At 63.3% G+C, this 17568-nt stretch carries 15 protein-coding genes; 7 read left to right on the top strand and 8 right to left on the bottom strand.

Features of this window, described 5'->3' with window-relative positions; genetic code table 11:
• Positions 1-85 precede the first annotated feature (85 nt).
• Positions 86-1606, top strand: a complete 1521-nt coding sequence (locus J4G38_RS03905; RefSeq protein ID WP_210515438.1) for a TonB family protein — start codon at positions 86-88, stop codon at positions 1604-1606.
• 38 nt (positions 1607-1644) lie between these two features.
• Here the strand turns inward: J4G38_RS03905 and J4G38_RS03900 are convergent, their stop codons facing one another.
• The 5 genes from J4G38_RS03900 to J4G38_RS03880 all read right to left on the bottom strand — a co-directional run bounded on the left by J4G38_RS03900 (position 1645) and on the right by J4G38_RS03880 (position 8662).
• On the bottom strand, positions 1645-2427 hold the full coding sequence (locus J4G38_RS03900) for a hypothetical protein (RefSeq protein WP_210515439.1): 783 nt from the start codon (positions 2425-2427) through the stop codon (positions 1645-1647).
• A 52-nt stretch (positions 2428-2479) separates the two neighbouring features.
• The gene (locus J4G38_RS03895; protein WP_226163138.1) at positions 2480-2998 is read right to left on the bottom strand and encodes an acyl-CoA thioesterase; all 519 of its coding nucleotides are present in this window, start codon (positions 2996-2998) and stop codon (positions 2480-2482) included.
• Between the two features lie 189 nt (positions 2999-3187).
• Positions 3188-5347 carry a M43 family zinc metalloprotease gene (locus J4G38_RS03890; protein WP_210515443.1) on the bottom strand — a complete coding sequence of 720 codons (2160 nt, stop codon included), beginning with the start codon at positions 5345-5347 and terminating at the stop codon, positions 3188-3190.
• A 312-nt stretch (positions 5348-5659) separates the two neighbouring features.
• Positions 5660-7882 (bottom strand): M43 family zinc metalloprotease, encoded by a 2223-nt coding sequence (locus J4G38_RS03885; RefSeq protein WP_210515445.1) that lies wholly within the window; start codon positions 7880-7882, stop codon positions 5660-5662.
• A 117-nt stretch (positions 7883-7999) separates the two neighbouring features.
• Positions 8000-8662: a protein-L-isoaspartate(D-aspartate) O-methyltransferase gene (locus J4G38_RS03880; protein ID WP_210515748.1), complete on the bottom strand. Its 663-nt coding sequence runs from the start codon at positions 8660-8662 to the stop codon at positions 8000-8002.
• 155 nt (positions 8663-8817) lie between these two features.
• Between J4G38_RS03880 and J4G38_RS03875 the strand changes: the two genes are divergently transcribed.
• The 6 genes from J4G38_RS03875 to J4G38_RS03850 all read left to right on the top strand — a co-directional run bounded on the left by J4G38_RS03875 (position 8818) and on the right by J4G38_RS03850 (position 15315).
• A complete protein-coding gene (locus J4G38_RS03875; protein WP_226163136.1) occupies positions 8818-10239 on the top strand; it encodes a sugar transferase in 1422 nt (473 codons plus the stop codon).
• Positions 10240-10378: 139 nt separating this feature from the next.
• Positions 10379-11545, top strand: a complete 1167-nt coding sequence (mnmA, locus tag J4G38_RS03870; protein ID WP_210515446.1) for a tRNA 2-thiouridine(34) synthase MnmA — start codon at positions 10379-10381, stop codon at positions 11543-11545.
• A gap of 31 nt (positions 11546-11576) precedes the next feature.
• Positions 11577-12377 carry a hypothetical protein gene (locus J4G38_RS03865; RefSeq protein ID WP_210515448.1) on the top strand — a complete coding sequence of 267 codons (801 nt, stop codon included), beginning with the start codon at positions 11577-11579 and terminating at the stop codon, positions 12375-12377.
• 105 nt (positions 12378-12482) lie between these two features.
• On the top strand, positions 12483-14129 hold the full coding sequence (locus J4G38_RS03860; RefSeq protein ID WP_210515450.1) for a S8 family serine peptidase: 1647 nt from the start codon (positions 12483-12485) through the stop codon (positions 14127-14129).
• A gap of 135 nt (positions 14130-14264) precedes the next feature.
• Positions 14265-14588: a hypothetical protein gene (locus J4G38_RS03855; RefSeq protein WP_210515452.1), complete on the top strand. Its 324-nt coding sequence runs from the start codon at positions 14265-14267 to the stop codon at positions 14586-14588.
• A 130-nt stretch (positions 14589-14718) separates the two neighbouring features.
• Entirely contained in the window at positions 14719-15315 is a 597-nt protein-coding gene (locus tag J4G38_RS03850) for a riboflavin synthase (RefSeq protein WP_210515454.1), read from the top strand.
• Between the two features lie 96 nt (positions 15316-15411).
• Here the strand turns inward: J4G38_RS03850 and J4G38_RS03845 are convergent, their stop codons facing one another.
• From J4G38_RS03845 to hemF, 3 genes are read right to left on the bottom strand one after another with little or no spacing between them, the layout of a single operon-like run.
• On the bottom strand, positions 15412-15975 hold the full coding sequence (locus J4G38_RS03845; protein ID WP_210515456.1) for a flavodoxin family protein: 564 nt from the start codon (positions 15973-15975) through the stop codon (positions 15412-15414).
• A gap of 13 nt (positions 15976-15988) precedes the next feature.
• The gene (locus J4G38_RS03840; protein WP_210515458.1) at positions 15989-16567 is read right to left on the bottom strand and encodes a phosphatase PAP2 family protein; all 579 of its coding nucleotides are present in this window, start codon (positions 16565-16567) and stop codon (positions 15989-15991) included.
• Complete coding sequence (hemF, locus tag J4G38_RS03835; RefSeq protein ID WP_226163134.1) at positions 16560-17486, bottom strand: oxygen-dependent coproporphyrinogen oxidase; 927 nt, start codon at positions 17484-17486, stop codon at positions 16560-16562. Before hemF ends, J4G38_RS03840 begins: the two co-directional genes overlap by 8 nt.
• Positions 17487-17568 lie beyond the last annotated feature (82 nt).

Here is a 17568-nt window from a genome sequence, read left to right as displayed (position 1 = left end):
CGCCAGACCAGGGGCAAAGGTATTGAATGGGATAAACTGGCGCGGCGGCCCCGGTCGGGTAAGCAGGCAGCCGTAATATTGCGCCATGAATTTATCTACCCTCTGCTTTTCTTCTTTCCCCGCTATAATGCTTGCGGCGGCGCTGCTGGCGCTGGCCCAACCCGCTGCCGCGCAGGACGACGATGAAGGAAAAAAAGTATACACCTACGTCGAGCAAATGCCCACGCTGCCCATTGGCGGGGGCATGGCCGGCATCACGGCCGCCATTCAGGAGCGCCTCATCTACCCCGAAGCAGCCCGGCGCAATAAGATAACCGGCCGGGTGTTCGTGTCTTTCTCGGTGACCAGCACCGGCGCGGTGCAGGACGTGAAAGTGGTGAAAGGCCTCGGCTCGGGCTGCGACGAAGCTGCCGTGAATGCCGTGCAGCAGCTGCCGCGCTTCGTGCCCGGCAAGCAAAACGGCCGCGCCGTGTGGGTCAGCTTCACGGTGCCCGTCAATTTCCAGGAGGCCGGCGCAACGAATGCCGCGAGTGTGGCCCAGGCCGCCGCCCCCGCCGCGAACCGCGCTTTCACCTACGTGGAGCAAATGCCCAAGCTGCCCGGCCAACCCAAAACCACCGATAAGACGCTGGCGGAAGCCGGCGGAAGCTACGCCGCCGACCAGGCCGCCCTGCAAAAGGCGGTGCTGAAAAACCTGGTTTATCCCGCCGAAGTGCTCGACGGCCGCTCGGAAGGCGTGGTGTACACCAGTTTCGCCGTGAGCCCTACCGGCGACGTGGAGGATGCGAAAATCGGGCGGGGCCTGTGTGCTGCCTGCGATGCCGCCGTGCTGGCTGCCGTGCACAAGCTGCCCAAACTGGTGCCCGGCCGGCAGAATGGCCAGGCCGTGTCCGTGGCGATGAACCTGCCCGTTACGCTGCGCTCGCCCAGCCACATCTACCGCAGTGAGGACTTGCCTACCCGCGCCACTTTCCCGGCATCGACGGGCCTTTTTGAGTACATCCGCCGCAACCTGCGCGTGCCGGCCGTGGTGACTACCGAAAAGCTGCGGGGCCGTATTCGGGTCGATTTCATTGTGCGGGCCGATGGCAAGGTGGATGCCGCCGAGGTGAAAAACTCCCTCTGCGCCAGCTGCGACGCCGAAGCCCTGCGCCTGGTGCGCACCTTCCCGGCCTGGACACCCGCCCGTGACGCCGTCGGGCAGCCCGCCGCCACCCACCAGTTTCTGGAAATCCCGATGCCGCTGCCAGACCCCGCCGCGCCCTATTCCGAAACGGAAAAGGTGTACACGTACGCCTCGCAGATGCCCACGTTGCTCGACGGCACGCGCGACTACCCGGCCGCCATCACGCAGGCCCTGCACTATTCTGATGCCGTGCGGCGCGAGCATATTGCCGGCACCGTGTACGTCGAGTTTATTGTGGATGCCGATGGGCTGGTGCGCAAGCCGCGCGTGGTGCGCTCATTGTGCGTGAGCTGCGACCAGGCCGTGCTCGACGCCATCAACCGCGTGGGCCCGTTCACGCCCGGCCGGCAGAACGACCAGGCCGTGCCCGTGCAGGTGACGGCCACCGTCAAATTCGCGCCCCCGGCCGCTACCAAATAGCGCCGGCCGGCCGATAAACTTCGGTGCAAGCGCCGAAGTTAGCCGACCCCGAACATGCGTTGCAAGCCCGGCCAGAGGCGCTTTTTCAGGCTCGTGTCGTATTCTACCAGTTCCACGGTGGCCGAAGACAGGTAGGAGAGACCGATACCTGGGAACTGCACCGGCTCGTAAATCTGGGTATTGCGAATGGTGGTATCGAGCAGGTTTTTGCCAAAGGCAATGATGTGCGTGGCGGCCAGCTCGCGGCGCAGGTTCACCAGTGCCACCGGCAGGTCCGACTCCACGTTCACGAGCACCACATCGGCCATCACGATGCCCAGGGCTTGCAGCATCTTGTTCAAAAATACGTTGCGGTGCAGCTTCACAAACTGCTCCGGCGGCAGCCGGAACAAGAGGATTACGCCCTGCGCATTGTTGCCCAGCGTGCTGAACTGGGTGAGCATGACGGGTGGCACGGCGGGCGCATCAGCCGGCTGGGCCGGAGGAGCGGCCACCGGTGCAGCAGCGACTACCGGCCTTTCAGCCGCTTGCGCTGGCTGGGCGGGAGCTTCCACCAGTGGTTCGGGCGCGGTGATGGGGTGATGGAAGCCGGCCGCCAGCCGTTCGAGGCCGGCTGAGGGCTGGCTGAAGGATTTGGACGGCAGCTGAACGTCGCGCACCGGAGGCTTTGGGGTGGTTTTGCTGGCTTCAGGGGCGGCCGGCGCCGCTGCTACCGGCACTACCGCCTTGGGTGCGGCAGCCACCGGCTCCGGCTCGGCCGGCACGTAGAGCGTGACGTCGGTGTAGAAGTTCTGCAGGAAAGCTAGTTTTTCGGCGGACATGGCGGGAAGGAATTTAGCCGATGGGAGTAGCCAATTTAAACAAAAACAGCGGCTATTCCAGCGAGAAAAGGGCTTTTAGCTCCTTGGCTTCGGCCGGTTGCATGCGGCCGGCCAGCACCAGGCGAAGCTGGCGGCGGCGCAGCGCGCCCTCGTACAGATGAATTTCCTCTTCGGTTTCGGGCAGGGCCTCGGGCACATCAATGGGCCGGCCGGCCTGGTCGACGGCTACGAAGGTGAAAAAGGCTTCGTTGGTTTTCAGCTTGGTGCCGCTGGGGATGTCCTCGGCCCACACGTCGATGTGGACTTCCATGCTGGAGCTGAACGCCCGCGTGACCTGGGCCTGCAGCGTCACCACGTTGCCCAGCCGGATGCTGTCGCGAAACGACACGTTATCGACCGACGCCGTGACCACGATGCGGTTGGAGTGCTTCTGGGCTGAAATGGCGGCGGCAATGTCCATCAGGTGCATCATGCGGCCCCCCATGAGGTTGTTCAGCGTATTGGTATCATTGGGCAGCACCAGCTCGGTCATGATAACGAAGGAGTCGGCGACGGGTTTTTGCTTGCGCACGGCGATGAAATATAGGATGCAATAGAAGGCAGCAACGGCCGGCTCCGCCTGCGCCATGGGCCCATTCGGTTAGCCGCCGTCAGCGGTTAAGACAAAGGTACGGCCGGCTCTCAGCGAAATTTCTGCCCACAAAAAAGCCCCGGCCGGCTGCCGGGGCTTTTTTGCAAAAGAATCATCAAGCAGTGGGGCTTACTCGACGGTGAGTTTGGCGGTGAAGGTTTGGCCGTCGAGGGCGACGCGCACGAGGTAGAGGCCCGCGGACAGGGCGTGGCCGGGACCGGTCAGGGGCAGGGTTTGCTGGCCGGCGCCGTAGGTCTTGGCCGGCAGGCTCAGCACGGGGCGGCCCAGCACGTCGGTCAGGCTAACCTGCACCCGCGTGGCCGTGGCCAGGGCCAGGTGCACGGCCGTTTCCTGGGTGAGCGGGTTGGGGTACACGCTGATGCCACGGGCGGCCAGCGCGTCGGCCTTGGTGGCCAGCACGCCGGAGATGCGCAGGTAGTCGAAGTAGAAGTTATTACCCGCGCTCGTGCCGTTGACCATTTGCAGGCGCACCTTGAACAGGGGGCTCTGCTGGAACTGGGCCGGAATGGCCACGGCCAGGGTCTGCCAGGCGGCGGCGGTGGCCGGGGTGTAGCCGTCAATCGGCGTGGGGCCCTGGGTGGAGAGCGTGGCGGCGGGCAGCACCGTGGCCACGGACCAGGTGGCGCCGCAGTCATTGCTGAAGGAAATGTCGAGGTGGTCGTTGCTGGCGGCCGAGCGCAGGGCATAAGCCCGGGCGAAGCGCAGCACGGCCGGGCCCGTCACCCCGGCCAGGCTGATGTTGGGCGAGACGAGGGTGGAAATGGCGCCGGCTGGGAAAATGCGGTCGGCGGTGTACAAATAGCCGGTACCGTCGGCCGCCGAGGTGCCCGTTTGCTGGCGCCAGACGTAGGGGGCCGCCGCGCCAGCGCTGGTCGTGGCCGACACGGTGTAGTTGCGCAGCGAAGGCGCGGCGAAGAGGTTGGGGAAGGCCGCGTTCTCAAACGACTCAGTGTAGGGGGCCGTTTCGCCGCCGGTGGGGCCTTCCACCTTGATGAGGTTGGTCTGGGTGCTGCTCGTGCCGCCGACGGTGTTGCTCACGGTTTCGGTGACGGAGTAGTAGCCGGCCGTGGCGTACTGCACCGCCACGGTCTGGCCGGTGGCCGTGGCCGGGGTGCCGCCGGGGAAGGACCAGGCGTAGGTGAGCGGGCCGCCGCCGGGCGTGAAGTTGGAGGAAATGTCCCGCAGGGTGACGGGGGTGTTGACGCAGACGCTGGTGGCGCTGGTGGGGATAAAGGCCGCAATCGGGGCGCAGTCGGGGGCCACGTAGCCGTCGTTCGTGCCCGTGGCCACCAGGTTGGTTTGCGAAACGAGCGCGGTGCGGGTGGCCGCCAGCAGCGCCCGCATGCGGGCCCGCTGGCCCTGCGTGAACATGGTGAAGCAAAAAGAATAGTCCATGAAGTTCTGCACGTTGGCTATCTGGCCGCAAGGCGCATAGTTCAGGTTGCAGCTCTGGGTACCATCGGTTGGCGGCGTGTCAGCCACGTTGTCGGTGCCGGAGCAGTCGCCGGTGCCGGGGTTATTCGTACTGCCCCAAGGGTGGGCCAGGCTAAAATAGTGGCCAATCTCGTGGGTCGCGGCCCGGGTATTGGAGAGGGTGCTGGTACCTTGGGTACCAAAAAAGTCGCTGCGCACCACAAAACCGTCGCGGGGGTTGGTAGGGGAGTTCGGGGGGCTTACATACCCTGCCACGATGCCGCCCGCGGAGGCGGTGCCGATGGAGCCCACCACCCAGACGTTCAGGTAGCGACTGGGGTCCCAAAGAACGGCCGCCTGCACGGACCCGCTTTGGTCGTCATTGATGAGGGTGGGCAGGTAGTGGCGGGTGATGCCGGTGGTGCAGTTGCCGTTCGGGTCCTTTTTGGCCAGGCGGAACTGAAAGCCTATCGACGCGGCAATGGGGCGGAACAGGGGCAGGGTGTTCGCCGTGTCGGGGTTCAGCTTCTGGTAGTCGATGTTCAGCTGGGCGATGGCGCTGGCAACCTGCCGGTCCGTAATGTTCTCGGTGCCGCCGGCGTGAATGACGTGTACCACCACCGGGATGGTTACATCGGTGACGTAGGAAGAGCTGCGCTGCTGGGCCTGCGCCATAACGGTGAGCTGCTGGTCAAACAACAGCTGGGCCTCACGGGCACCGGGATGAGTCGCAAAGTACTGCTCCCGCACGGCATCGGTGCCGCACCAGTTGCGGTTACTATTTTGGGCCTGGGCCCCGAAGCCGGTCAGGGCCAGGACGGCACTCAGCACCGAGGGTAAAAGTTTTTTCAGCATGAGAAAATGAAGTGAGGAGAGAGGGAGTAGGAAAAATGTTAAGTCGCAATGGGTGACGACAAGTTCAATGAAACGACCCCAAATTTACCCTATAAAAGGCATTGATTAACTATGCGAATGGCGCCCAAAAGAGCAACAGGGGATTTGCAATTACCTACCGCTTTAGGGACCAGGATTTTGGGTTGCAGAAACTATCCATATTAGTCAAGGAGTATTACGGCGGAAAAAAGCCGGGGCGGGCGTTGGGCAGGACCAGGGCAACCAGGCAAATGGCGCGGGTTGAAGTCGTTGCCGTGAACAACCCTCTTAGGCTTACTCAACCGTGACTTTGGAGGTGAAGGCTTGCCCGTTGAGGGTGACGCGCACGAAGTAGATGCCGGCGGGCAGGGCACGGCCGGCGTTGGTCAGAGGCAAAGTTTGCGGGCCGGCGGAGTAGGTTTTGGTGGGCAAGCTGAGCACCGTGCGGCCCAGCACGTCGGTCAGGCGCAGTTCGACCGGCCCGGCGGCGGCCAGGGTAAACTGCACCGCCGTCTCCGCCGTGAGCGGGTTGGGGAACACGAGCATCGGAGTGGCCGCGCTGCTGCCGCTCCGGCCGGCCAGGGCCGAGGCGAGGCCCACGGCCACGTGGTCGAGGTAGAAGTAGTTGCCGCCGTTGCTCACCATCTGGAAGCGAACCTGAAAATGGCTGGTCAGGTAGGTGGCGGGAATGTCGATGCGCAGCTGCTGCCAGTCGGAAGCGGCGTGGGGCACGTAGCCGTACACCCGCAGCGTGTCGCGGGTGTTGAGCACGCCGGGGTAATAGATGCGCTGGGTGGTCCAGGTGGTGCCGCAGTCGTTGCTGAACTGCACGGCCAGCGATTCGCTGGGCGAAGTGGGCCGCAGGGCGTAGGCGCGGTCAAAGGACAGCACCGGCGGATTGGTGGCCGAGTAGCTGCTCAGGTTGATGTTGGGCGAGGTGAGCCGGGTCTGGGTATTGGCGGCCAGCAGTGAGCTGGGCACAATTACGCACGCCGTACCGTCGCTCACCACCAGCCCGTTGGTGGCGGTTACGGCCTGGCGTATCCACCGCGCCCCGCCCGAAGTGGACGTGGACGAGGACACCCAGTTGCGCAGGTTCGGTACCGGGAAGTTGGCGGGGAAGTTAGGGTTTTCGAAGGACTCGGCCACGGTGGCCACCAGGCCCGCGTTGCCGCCCACTACCTGTACCAGGGCCGGGCGGGTGCGGGTGCCGCTGCCGCCCGGCGTGGTCACGGTCAGCGTCACGTCATACACGCCGCCGGTGGCATACGTCACCACCGGGTTGCGCTGGGTAGAGGTGCCGGGCGTGCCCCCCGGAAACTGCCACGCATAGCTGGTGCCGGGCGCCGTGAGGTCGGCGTTATAAGAATAGTCGTTGAAGGTCACCGCCGAGCCTTCGCACACCGTCGTGGCCGAGGCCTGGAAGGTCACCACCGGGGCACAGGCGCCACTGGTGTAGCCGTCGTTGGTGCCGGTGGCCAGCAGGTTGGCCGCGCTCGTGAGCACCTGGCGGCAGCCGAGCTGCAGCGAGGCCCGCATCACGGCGCGCTGGCCCAGCGTGAACATGCGCGTGCAGCTGGAGTAGTCCATGAAATTCTGCACGTTGGCCAGCGGCCCGCAGGGGTTGAAGCTGGTGAGCACCGTGCCCGTGCCGTAGGCCGATGAGCAGCTGGTCTGCGAGCCGGTGGTGTTCGGCGTATCAGCAATGCCGTCGTCGATGCTGCAATTGCTGGCCAGGCCCGGCGTGTTGCTGCCGCCCCAGGTGTGGGGCAGGCCGAAGTAGTGGCCGATTTCGTGGGTGAGCGAGCGCACCGCCAGGTTGCTGCCGCCCGAAGTGCCGATGCTGCCAAACTGGGCGTTGCGAATCACGATGCCATCGACCGCGCCGCCGGTGCAGGGCAGGTAGGCGTAGCCGCCGGCCCCGTTGGCGTTGGTGCAAATCCAGATGTTGAGGTACTTGCTCTGGTCCCACACGATGAGGCTTTTCACCCGGTCATCGCCAATGTTGGTATCGGTCGAATACGTGCGGGTGATGCCGGTGGTGCAGTTGCCGTTCGGGTCGAGGCGGGCCAGCTTCATCTTGAAGCCAATGTTGGCATAAATCGACTGGAAGGCCGCAATCACGTCGGCCGTGTCGCGGTTGGTTTTGCTGTAGTCGGCGTTAATGACCCGCACCGCGTCGTTCACCTGGGCATCCGAAATATTATCCGAGCCGCCGGTGTGGATGATGTGCATCACCACGGGCACCGTCACATCGGGGGCGGCCAGCAGGCGGGCCTGGGCCACGGCCGGCATGGCGGCTACCTGCTGCAAAAAAGCCCGGTAGGCCACCGCCGCGCCCGGCTGGCGCGCAAACGCGGCCTGCTGGGCACTATCGAAAGCGCAGCGGAAGCCCGTGCGGTGTTCCGGATAGCTGCGGCTAACGCCTTCCGGCGTTTGGGCAGTGGCCGATAAGCCCAGGGCCATCGCCCCAATACCCAGCACCCAGCGCCGGGAAACGCGTAACAGTTTCAGCATAAAAAAAGAGGGGGAAATTGCGCTGCCGGGGTGCTAGTAGGGTGGAGCAGTACTCCCCGGCAACAGTAAAGAATGAGCAAGTTACACCCCTTGCGTGGGCAAACGATGAAGCCGGGGCTAGCTGCGCCAGCCGCTGGCCCCCAGCAGCGGCACGAAGCGGAATTCTTCAAACTCTTCGCGCACGAAAGCCTCCGGCCCTTCGCGGGTCACGCGCACCATGCGCTGGCTCTGGTTGTCGCCCACGGGTATCACCAGCCGGCCGCCCACGCGCAGCTGCCGCAGCAGGGCCGGCGGCAGCCCCGGCGCCCCGGCCGTCACCAGAATGCCATCGAACGGCGCGCGCACCGGCAGGCCCAGCGAACCGTCGCCGCAGTGCAGGCCCGCGCCGCCGGCCCCCAGGGCGGCCAGCAGCTGCCGGGTGCGGGCAAACAGCACTTCATTGAACTCGATGCTGTCGACGTGGGGCGTGAGCTGGAGCAGCACAGCGCACTGGTAGCCCGAGCCGGTGCCCACTTCCAGCACGCGGTCGGTGGGCTGCACGTTCAGCAGCTGGGTCTGGTAGGCCACGGTGTAGGGCTGGGAGATGGTCTGGCCTTCGCCGATGGGAAACGCTTTGTCCTGGTACGCGTGGGCCTCAAAGGCGGGCTCGAAGAACAGGTGGCGCGGCACGGTGGCCAGGGCCGCCAGCACCCGCTCGTCGTGGATGCCGCGGCGGCGCAGCTCCCGGGCCAAAGCGCGGCGCTGCCCTTGGTGGCGATAGGTATCGTTGAGCTTCGAAATGGGGAGGGTGGAATGTAAAATGAGGAAATTGGCCGGGGCGCCCCCGTTTTTAGTCAAGTGAAAAAAAGGAAAACCTGACAACTACCGCCGGGCCCTACCTTTGCCCGGCGCGGTTTTTGTCCACAGACCGCGAAAATACTACCCAAACTACCGTTTTGCAGCTTATTCGCCGCTTTCAATACGTCAAGCTTGTTGCTGCCGATTTCGGGGCCGCGCTCATAGCGTGGATATGCTTCTACCTGGAGCGGAAATACCTGCTCAACGAGATGACGGGCTACCACTTCACCGAAGGGGCCTTGTTTGACCTCACGGGCTCGGCCGTTTTCATCGCCGTGTTCTGGACCGTCCTCTACGGGCTGGTGGGCGAGTACCGCGACATCTACCGCAAGTCGCGCCTGGCCGAAATCCTGCGCCTGGCGCGGGTGTCGTTGCTCGGGGCCGTGGTCATCTTCTTCACCCTGCTGCTCGACGACCAGGGCGTGGTGAACTACCGGGCCTACTACAAAACCTTCACGGCGTACTACCTGCTGCACTTTTTCATCTCGGCCATCCTGCGCACCTGGGCCGTGAGCAGCGTGCAGCGCCAGATTTACAAAGGTCATATTTCGTTCCCAACGTTGCTGGTCGGCTCCAACGCGCTGGCCCTAAACACGTTTCATGAGCTGGCGCGCACCAGCCGCCACCTGGGCCTGCGCCTGATAGGCTTCGCGCCCGTGGGCGATACCATCGACCCCGGCCTGGCCGCCGAGCTGCCCGCCCGCGGCTCCTACCAGCGCCTGCCCGCCCTGGTCCGGGCCCACAAAATCGAGCAAATCGTCATTGCCATCGAGCCCAGCGAACACCTGCTCATTCAGGATATTCTGGCTTTGCTGGAGGGCACCACGGCCCGCGTCAGCATCCTGCCCGACTTGTACCAGATGCTGCTGGGCTCGGTGAAAGTCAACCACTTATTCGGCACGCCGCTCATCGAAATCAAGCAGGATTTGATGCCCGTGTGGCAGATAATGCTCAAGCGGGTGTTCGACGTGGTGGCTTCGTCCCTGTTTCTGCTGCTGGCCTGGTGGGTGTACGCCTTCACGGCCGTGATGGTGAAGCTCTCGTCGCCCGGCCCGGTGTTTTACCGGCAGGAGCGGATTGGGCGCAACGGCCACCCGTTCCGCATCATCAAGTTCCGGTCGATGTTCCTGGACGCCGAGAAGCTGGGCCCGGCCCTGAGCTCCGACCACGACCCGCGCATCACCAAATGGGGCCGCTTCATGCGCAAGGTGCGCCTCGACGAGCTGCCGCAGTTCTGGAACGTCATCAAGGGCGACATGAGCGTGGTGGGCCCGCGCCCCGAGCGCCAGTTTTTCATCGACCAGATTGTGAAAATCGCGCCCCACTACCGCCACCTGCACCGCGTGCGGCCCGGCCTCACTTCCCTGGGCCAGGTAAAATACGGCTACGCCGAAACCGTGGCCCAGATGGTCGAACGGCTCAAATTCGACATTCTCTACATCGAAAACATGAGCCTGGCAATGGACTTCCGCGTGCTGCTGTATACGCTGAAAATCATCGTGGAAGGGCGGGGGAAGTAAGGTCAGTGAGCAGTGAACAGTTATCAATGAATTGCAGACTCGGCCGATGCGCGCAGCTCACTGCTCACTTATAGCTGACCTTGTACCTTTGTGGCTGCCAGCCGGAACCATTCAAGCTCCGGGTGAATTGCAATCCACTATGAATACCGAAGTAAAAGGAAGAGTACTCGTCGCCATGAGCGGCGGAATTGACTCCAGTGTGGCCGCCGTGCTGCTGCACGAGCAAGGCTACGAAGTAGTCGGGATGACCATGAAAACCTGGGATTACGCCAGCGCCGGCGGCTCGAAAAAGGAGACGGGCTGCTGCTCGCTCGACAGCATCAACGATGCCCGCGACATTGCCGTAACGCTCGGCTTCCCGCATTATATCATCGACATCCGGGATGAGTTTGGCGATTTTGTCATTGATAATTTCACCGACGAATACCTCGCGGGCCGCACGCCCAACCCCTGCGTGCTCTGCAATACCCACATCAAGTGGGACGCTTTGCTGCGCCGGGCCGACCAGCTCGGCTGCGAGTTCATCGCCACCGGCCACTACGCCAACATCCGCAAAGACGCTGAAACCGGCCGTTTTGTGGTGAGCAAAGGCCTCGACGAAAATAAGGACCAAAGCTATGCCCTCTGGGGCGTGAGCCAGGAGAGCCTGAGCCGTACGCTGTTCCCGCTGGGCGGCATGCGCAAAACCGAAATCTATGACGAAGCCCGCCGGCGCGGTTTCACCGAGCTGGTGAACAAGCCCGAGAGCTACGAAATCTGCTTTATTCCCGACAATGACTACCGGGGCTTCCTGCGCCGCCGCGTGCCGGGCCTGGAAGCCCGCGTGGCCGGCGGCAACTTCGTGACCAAAAACGGCCGCGTCATCGGCAAGCACGAGGGCTACCCGTTCTACACCATCGGGCAGCGCAAGGGGCTGGGCGTGGCCCTGGGCTACCCGGCGTTCGTGCTCGAAATCCGCCCCGATACCAACGAGGTGGTGCTGGGCAACTACGAAGAATTGGCCAGCACGGCCACCGTGGTGGGCAAATTGAACATGGGCAAACTGGCCTCGCTGGCTGGCCGGGGCCTGGTGCCCGCCGTGGTGAAAGTGCGCTACAACCACGACGGGGCGCCGGCTTTCCTGGAAGAAGTGGACGGCAAAATCCGCGTTTACTTCGAGGAGCCCGTCCTGGCCATCACGCCCGGGCAGGCCGCCGTGTTCTACGACGGCCAGGACGTGCTGGGCGGCGGCTGGATTGAGCGCCACGTAATCGGCGAATTTCCCTTACCTTTTGCTGCCGCTACCGTGGAGGTAGCCGGCCAGTAATTCCGCCACCCTGCCTTCTGCTATTCTACTTATGCATCGAATGCTAATGATTCCGAACACAAAAGCGACGGCCCGCCGCACCGGGCTGGCCATTGCGGCCCTGGCGCTGGCCGGCGCTTTTGCGGGCTGCAAAGACAAGACCGAGCCCGCGCCCGAAACCGGAATTGACTACTACCCAGTGGCCGTGGGCAACTATTGGACCTACGCCGTGGCCGATACCACCTGGAGCCTGGCATCAATGGGCATCACCAGCGTGGCCCGGCCCAGCGCGTACCGGTTCAAGGAAACCGTCACGGAGGTCTTTACCGATGCCGCCGGGCAAAAGGCCTACCGCCTGGTGCGCGCCAAACAGGTGCCACCAGCCACCACCTGGACCACCGACAGCGTTTTCGTGCTCAGCGCCTCGGCGCAATCGGTGATAATGAACCGCAACAACACCCGCACCGTGGAGCTGATTTTCCCGGTAAAAGATGGCCGGTCGTGGAATTTCAACGCGTTCAACAACAACTTCAACGACACCATAACCGCCGAAACCCGGCAGTACAGCCGAACGGGGCAGCCCTTCACCACGGGCAGTACACCAACCACCCCCGCCAAGGCGTACCCCACCACGCTCACGACCATGAATACCGGCGCGGCGACTGAAAACAGCTTGCTCAAGCGCATCAGCTACCAGCAGGTGTTTGCGAAAAATGTGGGGCCGGTGTTTCGTCGTCGGGTGTACCTGGCGTTTTACAACTATCCCGTAGGCGGCAACCAGGTCTACCCGGTCAACTCGTACTTCAGCGCTTTCTCGCGCCGGGAAACCCTGATTGATTACCATGTTAATTGATTATCCCATTCAATAGGCCGGCTGGCTTTGTTTACTAACCGCAGTTTTTTGCTTGCTATGGTGCCTTCTTCAAGAAAATGGCTGATTTTGGTTTTGGTAGCTGGGATGCTGAACGTCCTGGCCACTGTGCCGGCAGCTGCCCAGGGCACCGTGCGCCGCCACCTGGTGTACTTCCGCGATAAGGCGGGTACGCCGTATTCGGTGGCGCAGCCGCAGGCGTTTTTGTCCGCCCGCTCCCTATTGCGGCGCACGCGGCAGGGAATTGCGGTGCAGCCCCGCGACTTGCCCGTGAACCCCGCCTACGTGGCGCAGGTGCGCGCCCTGGCCGGCAGTCCGCAGGTTATCTACACGTCGCGCTGGTTCAATGCGGCGGTGGTTTCCTGCGATTCGGTCACGCTGGCCCGCATCACGGCGCTGCCCACGGTGCGCACTGCCACCACGCTCAACCGCAGCTACCGCGTGCCCACGCCCACGCCGCCGCCGGTGCAGGTGCCCGCTACGGTGGCGCGCACCCAGGCCACCCGCGCCCAGTACGGCCCCGCATTCCGCCAGAACCTACAAATTGGGGCCCTTTCGATGCACGACGCCGGTTTTCGTGGCGAAGGCATGCAGATTGCCGTATTCGATGCCGGCTTCCCCGGCGTTGACCAGATTTCAGCCCTGCAGCCGCTCTTTCTGGAGAATAGAATGGCCAGCACCCGCAACTTCGTCGACGGCGGTACCAACGTGTACACCCGCAACAGCCACGGCACCAATTGCCTGTCGGCTATGGGGGCCAATGAGACGGGTTTCTACATTGGCACCGCGCCCAAGGCCACGTTCCACCTGTGCATCACCGAGGATATTTACTCCGAGCACCCCATTGAAGAAGCCAACTGGCTGGCGGCCGCCGAGTACGCCGATTCGGCTGGGGTCGACGTCATTAGCTCCTCGTTGGGTTACACTACGTTCGATTTGCCCTCGGTTTCCTACACCTATGCTGACATGAACGGCCGCACCGCCATCAGCTCGCGGGCGGCGACCATGGCGGCCCGCGTGGGCATGCTGGTGGTGAGCGCCGCCGGTAACGAAGGCGACGACCCCTGGCACTACATTTCGGCCCCGGCCGATGCCGATTCCATCATGTCGGTAGCGGCAGTGGATTCCTCCGGCAACCATGCCTATTTCAGCTCCTACGGCCCTACTTCCGATGGCCGCATCAAGCCCACGCTGGCGGCCATGGGCCTGGCCGCAGCCGTGCTGGCCCCCAATGGCACCGCATTTCGGGGCAGCGGCACGTCTTATGCCTGCCCCATTCTGGCGGGCATGGTGGCCGGCTTCTGGCAGGCCAACCCCACGCTCACCGCGCAGCAGGTGATTGTGGCGCTGCGCAGCACGGCCTCGCAAGCCACCGTGCCGGATAATATCCTGGGCTATGGCATTCCCAATTTCCTGGCGGCCTACAATGCGCTGCATCCGACCGCACCACTGGCCACTACGGCCAGCGTGCCCGCCGCGAGCGACGCCCTGGGCCTGTTCCCTAACCCCAGCGGCGACGGCCCCCTCACGCTGGTGCTGCCAGCGGCCCTGCGCGGCCAGGCTCTGCGCGTGCGTGTCCTGGACGCCCGCGGAGCGGTGGTGGACCGCCAGCAGCTGCCCGCCACCGCCGGCAGCCAGGCGCCACTGCAGCTGGCCCACCTGGCCAAGGGCGCTTACACCTGTGAGGTGAGCGCCGGCAGCCTGCGCCGAACGGTGAAATTTGTGCAGCAATAGCTTGGTTTTCACCGCATAAAAAAAGGCCTCATCCGAGACCTTTTTTTATGCGGTTTTGGCGGCATATCAGCTTGTTTTTGAGGGCGATATTTCGTAGTTTTAAAGCATAAATTCACCTAGTTTTCTTGCAGTAGAATGTTGCAAATGATGATTACCAAGCGCATTGGGCGCCGCCAGTTTCACTTCACCGTGCAGGGCAATAACTTCCACGAAACCGTGGCGGAGTACGACCGGCTTAGCTTCCCCGATGTGGCCGCCTGCGGGCTGTGCGGCTCCGACAATCTGGACCTGACCAGCCGGGTTTCCCAGGATAAATTCAAGTACACTTCCGTTAAATGCATCGATTGCCGGGGCGATTTGACCTTCGGCAAAATGCAGAAAGACGACCAGACCGTGTTCCTGCGCCGCCGCGAAAACGGCGAACTGGACTGGAAAGCCCTGGAGAAAGCCGAGAAATAGGCGTCCCCCCCAAATCATTCACCCGTCCCCAATTGTTGCGATGAACGGCTTCTTGCTCACAGGAAGCCGTTCTTTGTATTTGCGGCAAGCAATCCGCGAAATCAGAAAAATCCGACTAAATCCGCGATACGTGTTTACTGGAATCATTGAAGCCCTCGGCACCATAGTGGCCGTGGAAAACCAAGGCAGCAACCGTCACTTCACCGTGGCATCGCCCTTCGCCGCCGAACTGAAAATCGACCAAAGCGTGGCCCACGATGGCGTGTGCCTGACCGTGGTGGCCGTGGATGCCGCCGCTGGCACGCACGTGGTCACGGTCATCGACGAAACGCTGCGCGTGACTAACCTGAGCCAGTGGCGGCCCGGCCGCCACGTGAACCTGGAGCGCTGCCTGGCCGCCAACGGCCGCTTCGACGGCCACATTGTGCAGGGCCACGTCGACGCCACGGCTACCTGCCTGAGCGTGGAAGACCAGCAGGGCTCGTGGCTGTTCCGCTTTGGGCACGAGCCCGGCCCCAGCCGCCTCACCGTCGAAAAAGGCTCCATCTGCGTGAATGGCACCAGCCTGACCTGCTTCGACAGCACCGACGACGGCTTCACGGTGGCCATCATTCCCTATACCTATGAGCACACCAGCTTTCAGCAGCTGCAAGCCGGCGAAACGGTGAACCTGGAGTTCGATATTGTGGGCAAATACGTGGCCAAGCTGCTGGGCAAGGCCAACTGAAATTCAGGCGTGCGGAGTTTTTAGTTGGTCGTTGTTGGTTATTAGTGCGTTGACAACTAGCAACGAATATCAAAAGACTCAGCAGTTGGATGCGGGCTAATTGCCGGCCGGGGTCAGGAAAAAGGACTTCGCCCTTTGTAACGCCGGGGCATCAAACTGAATATCGTTGGGCCGAGAACCGGTGCCGAAGAGCATGCCGCCCCATGCCATTTTCATGTACTGGGCGCTGAGTTTGAGGGCGTCTTCCAGGGGCTGGGCTTCGGCGCGCTCACCGCTGCTTACGACAATGGCCCATAAGCTTTTACACTGCATTTTCTGGCGAAAATCAAGGTTGGGAGTGCGCAGCCAGGCGCTCCAGTAATCCAGGTAGAGCTTGGCGGGCACGGGCAGGCTGTACCAGTAAAGAGGCGCGATGAGCACGATGTCGGTGGCGTCCAGTGTGGCATCCAGCAGCAACTTTGCGTTCCCGGTTGGGGTTGGAAAGGTGCCCCGATGGCGCAGGTCCACAAAGTCGGGCAGGGGGTAGTCGAGCAAGTGCAACCACTGTTGCTCGGCCGGCACAGGCAGGTGGTGCGCGGCGCAGTACGCAAGCTGTTCGGTATTACCCAGCCGGCGCGTGCTCGACAGCAAAAACAGAAAGCGGCGAGGGGGAAGACTCATTTGGGAAGCCAAGCTACGCATATTGAGGCCACCAGCGTGGGGCCAGGCGCCGGTAAGCCACCGCCGTGCCCCAGCCCAGCAAGGCGCCAATGGCGGCGCCCCCCAGCACATCGGTAGGGTAGTGGGCGCCAAGGTACATGCGGCTATAGGAAAGCAGAGCTGCCCAGATAAAAGCCAGGGTTTTGAGGGTGCGAAAACGGCCCGCCGGCAGCGCCAGCAATAAAAAAATGGCCAGCGCCACGGAATTGGCCGCGTGGGAGGACAGGAAGCCGAACTGCCCGCCGCAGCCATCGGGCAGGTGGAGCCGGCCGAAAAGCATGGGGTCGTGGCAGGGGCGGAGGCGGCCGAAAAATGGCTTGAATAACCGGCTGGTGATGCTGTCGGCCAGCCCCACGGCCGCAATCAGCAGCGGAAGCATGAGCAGGACCCGGCGGCGAAACAAGTCGATGAGCACGGCGATGAGCAGGACGTAGACGGGAATCCACACGTAGCGGTTCGAGGCAAAAGTCATCAGCGAATCCAGCGCCGGGGTGCGGGCGTGGTTGATGGCCAGGAGCAGCTGCCGGTCGAGGGATTGGAGGTAGTTAAGCATCGGCCAGCCAATCTACGCCTTTGCGCAGCCAGGCCTGCGTGCGGGCCTCGGGGGTGCCGGGGGCGGGCGGGGCGGGGTTGTAGGCCCAGCCGGTGCGCGGGGGCAGGCTCATGAGAATGGATTCGGTGCGGCCGCCGGTTTCGAGGCCGAAGCGGGTGCCCCGGTCAAAGGCCAGGTTGAATTCGGCGTAGCGGGCGCGGCGCATGGTTTGCCAGGCTTCTTCGCGCTCGGTGAAAGAAAGGGCGTGGTTTTCCGCCATCAATTCAGTGTAGAAAGGGCCGAACAGCTCGGCCACGTCCCGCATGAAGGCGAATAATTCCTCGGCGGTGCCATCGGGCCCCACGGTGAGGCGGTCGTAGAAAATGCCGCCCACGCCGCGCGTTTCCTGGCGGTGGGGCAGGTAAAAATAGTCGTCGGCCCAGCGCGTAAACCTGGGGTAATAGGTCGGGTTGTGGCGGTCGCACACGGTGCGCAGCCGCTCGTGGAAGCGGCGGGCCTGGGCTTCATCCACGTAAATCGGGGTCAAATCGATGCCGCCGCCGAACCACGCTTCGCCGTTGCCAGCTTCGAAGTAGCGCACATTCATGTGGATGATGGGCACGCGCGGGCTGCGCGGGTGCAGCACCACGCTCACGCCGGTGGCGTAGAAATGCGGGTCAGGCATGTGCAGCTGTTGCGCGGCTTTGTCGCTCATCTGGCCCCACACGGCCGAAAACCCCACGCCGCCTTTTTCCAGAATGCGCCCGTGCTCCAGCACTTTGGAGCGGCCGCCGCCGCCGCCTTCGCGTTGCCAGGCATCGGTGAGAAAATGGACCGGGCCGGCATCGGCGGCTTCGAGCTGCTGGCAGAGGCGCAGCTGAAAATCAGCCAGCCAGGCTTCTATTTCGGGGCGGGTGGTAGGCGAAGAAGTGGGATTCACTGAAAAGGTGCTGAGCCGGGCTGGCAGACTATTGATTGCTGAGGCCGGCAAGAAAACGCAAAAGCGGAATAGGCGAGGCAAA

The organism is Hymenobacter terricola, assembly GCF_017921975.2.
Lineage (GTDB): Bacteria > Bacteroidota > Bacteroidia > Cytophagales > Hymenobacteraceae > Hymenobacter > Hymenobacter terricola.
This window is presented reverse-complemented; position numbering and strand designations above follow the sequence as displayed.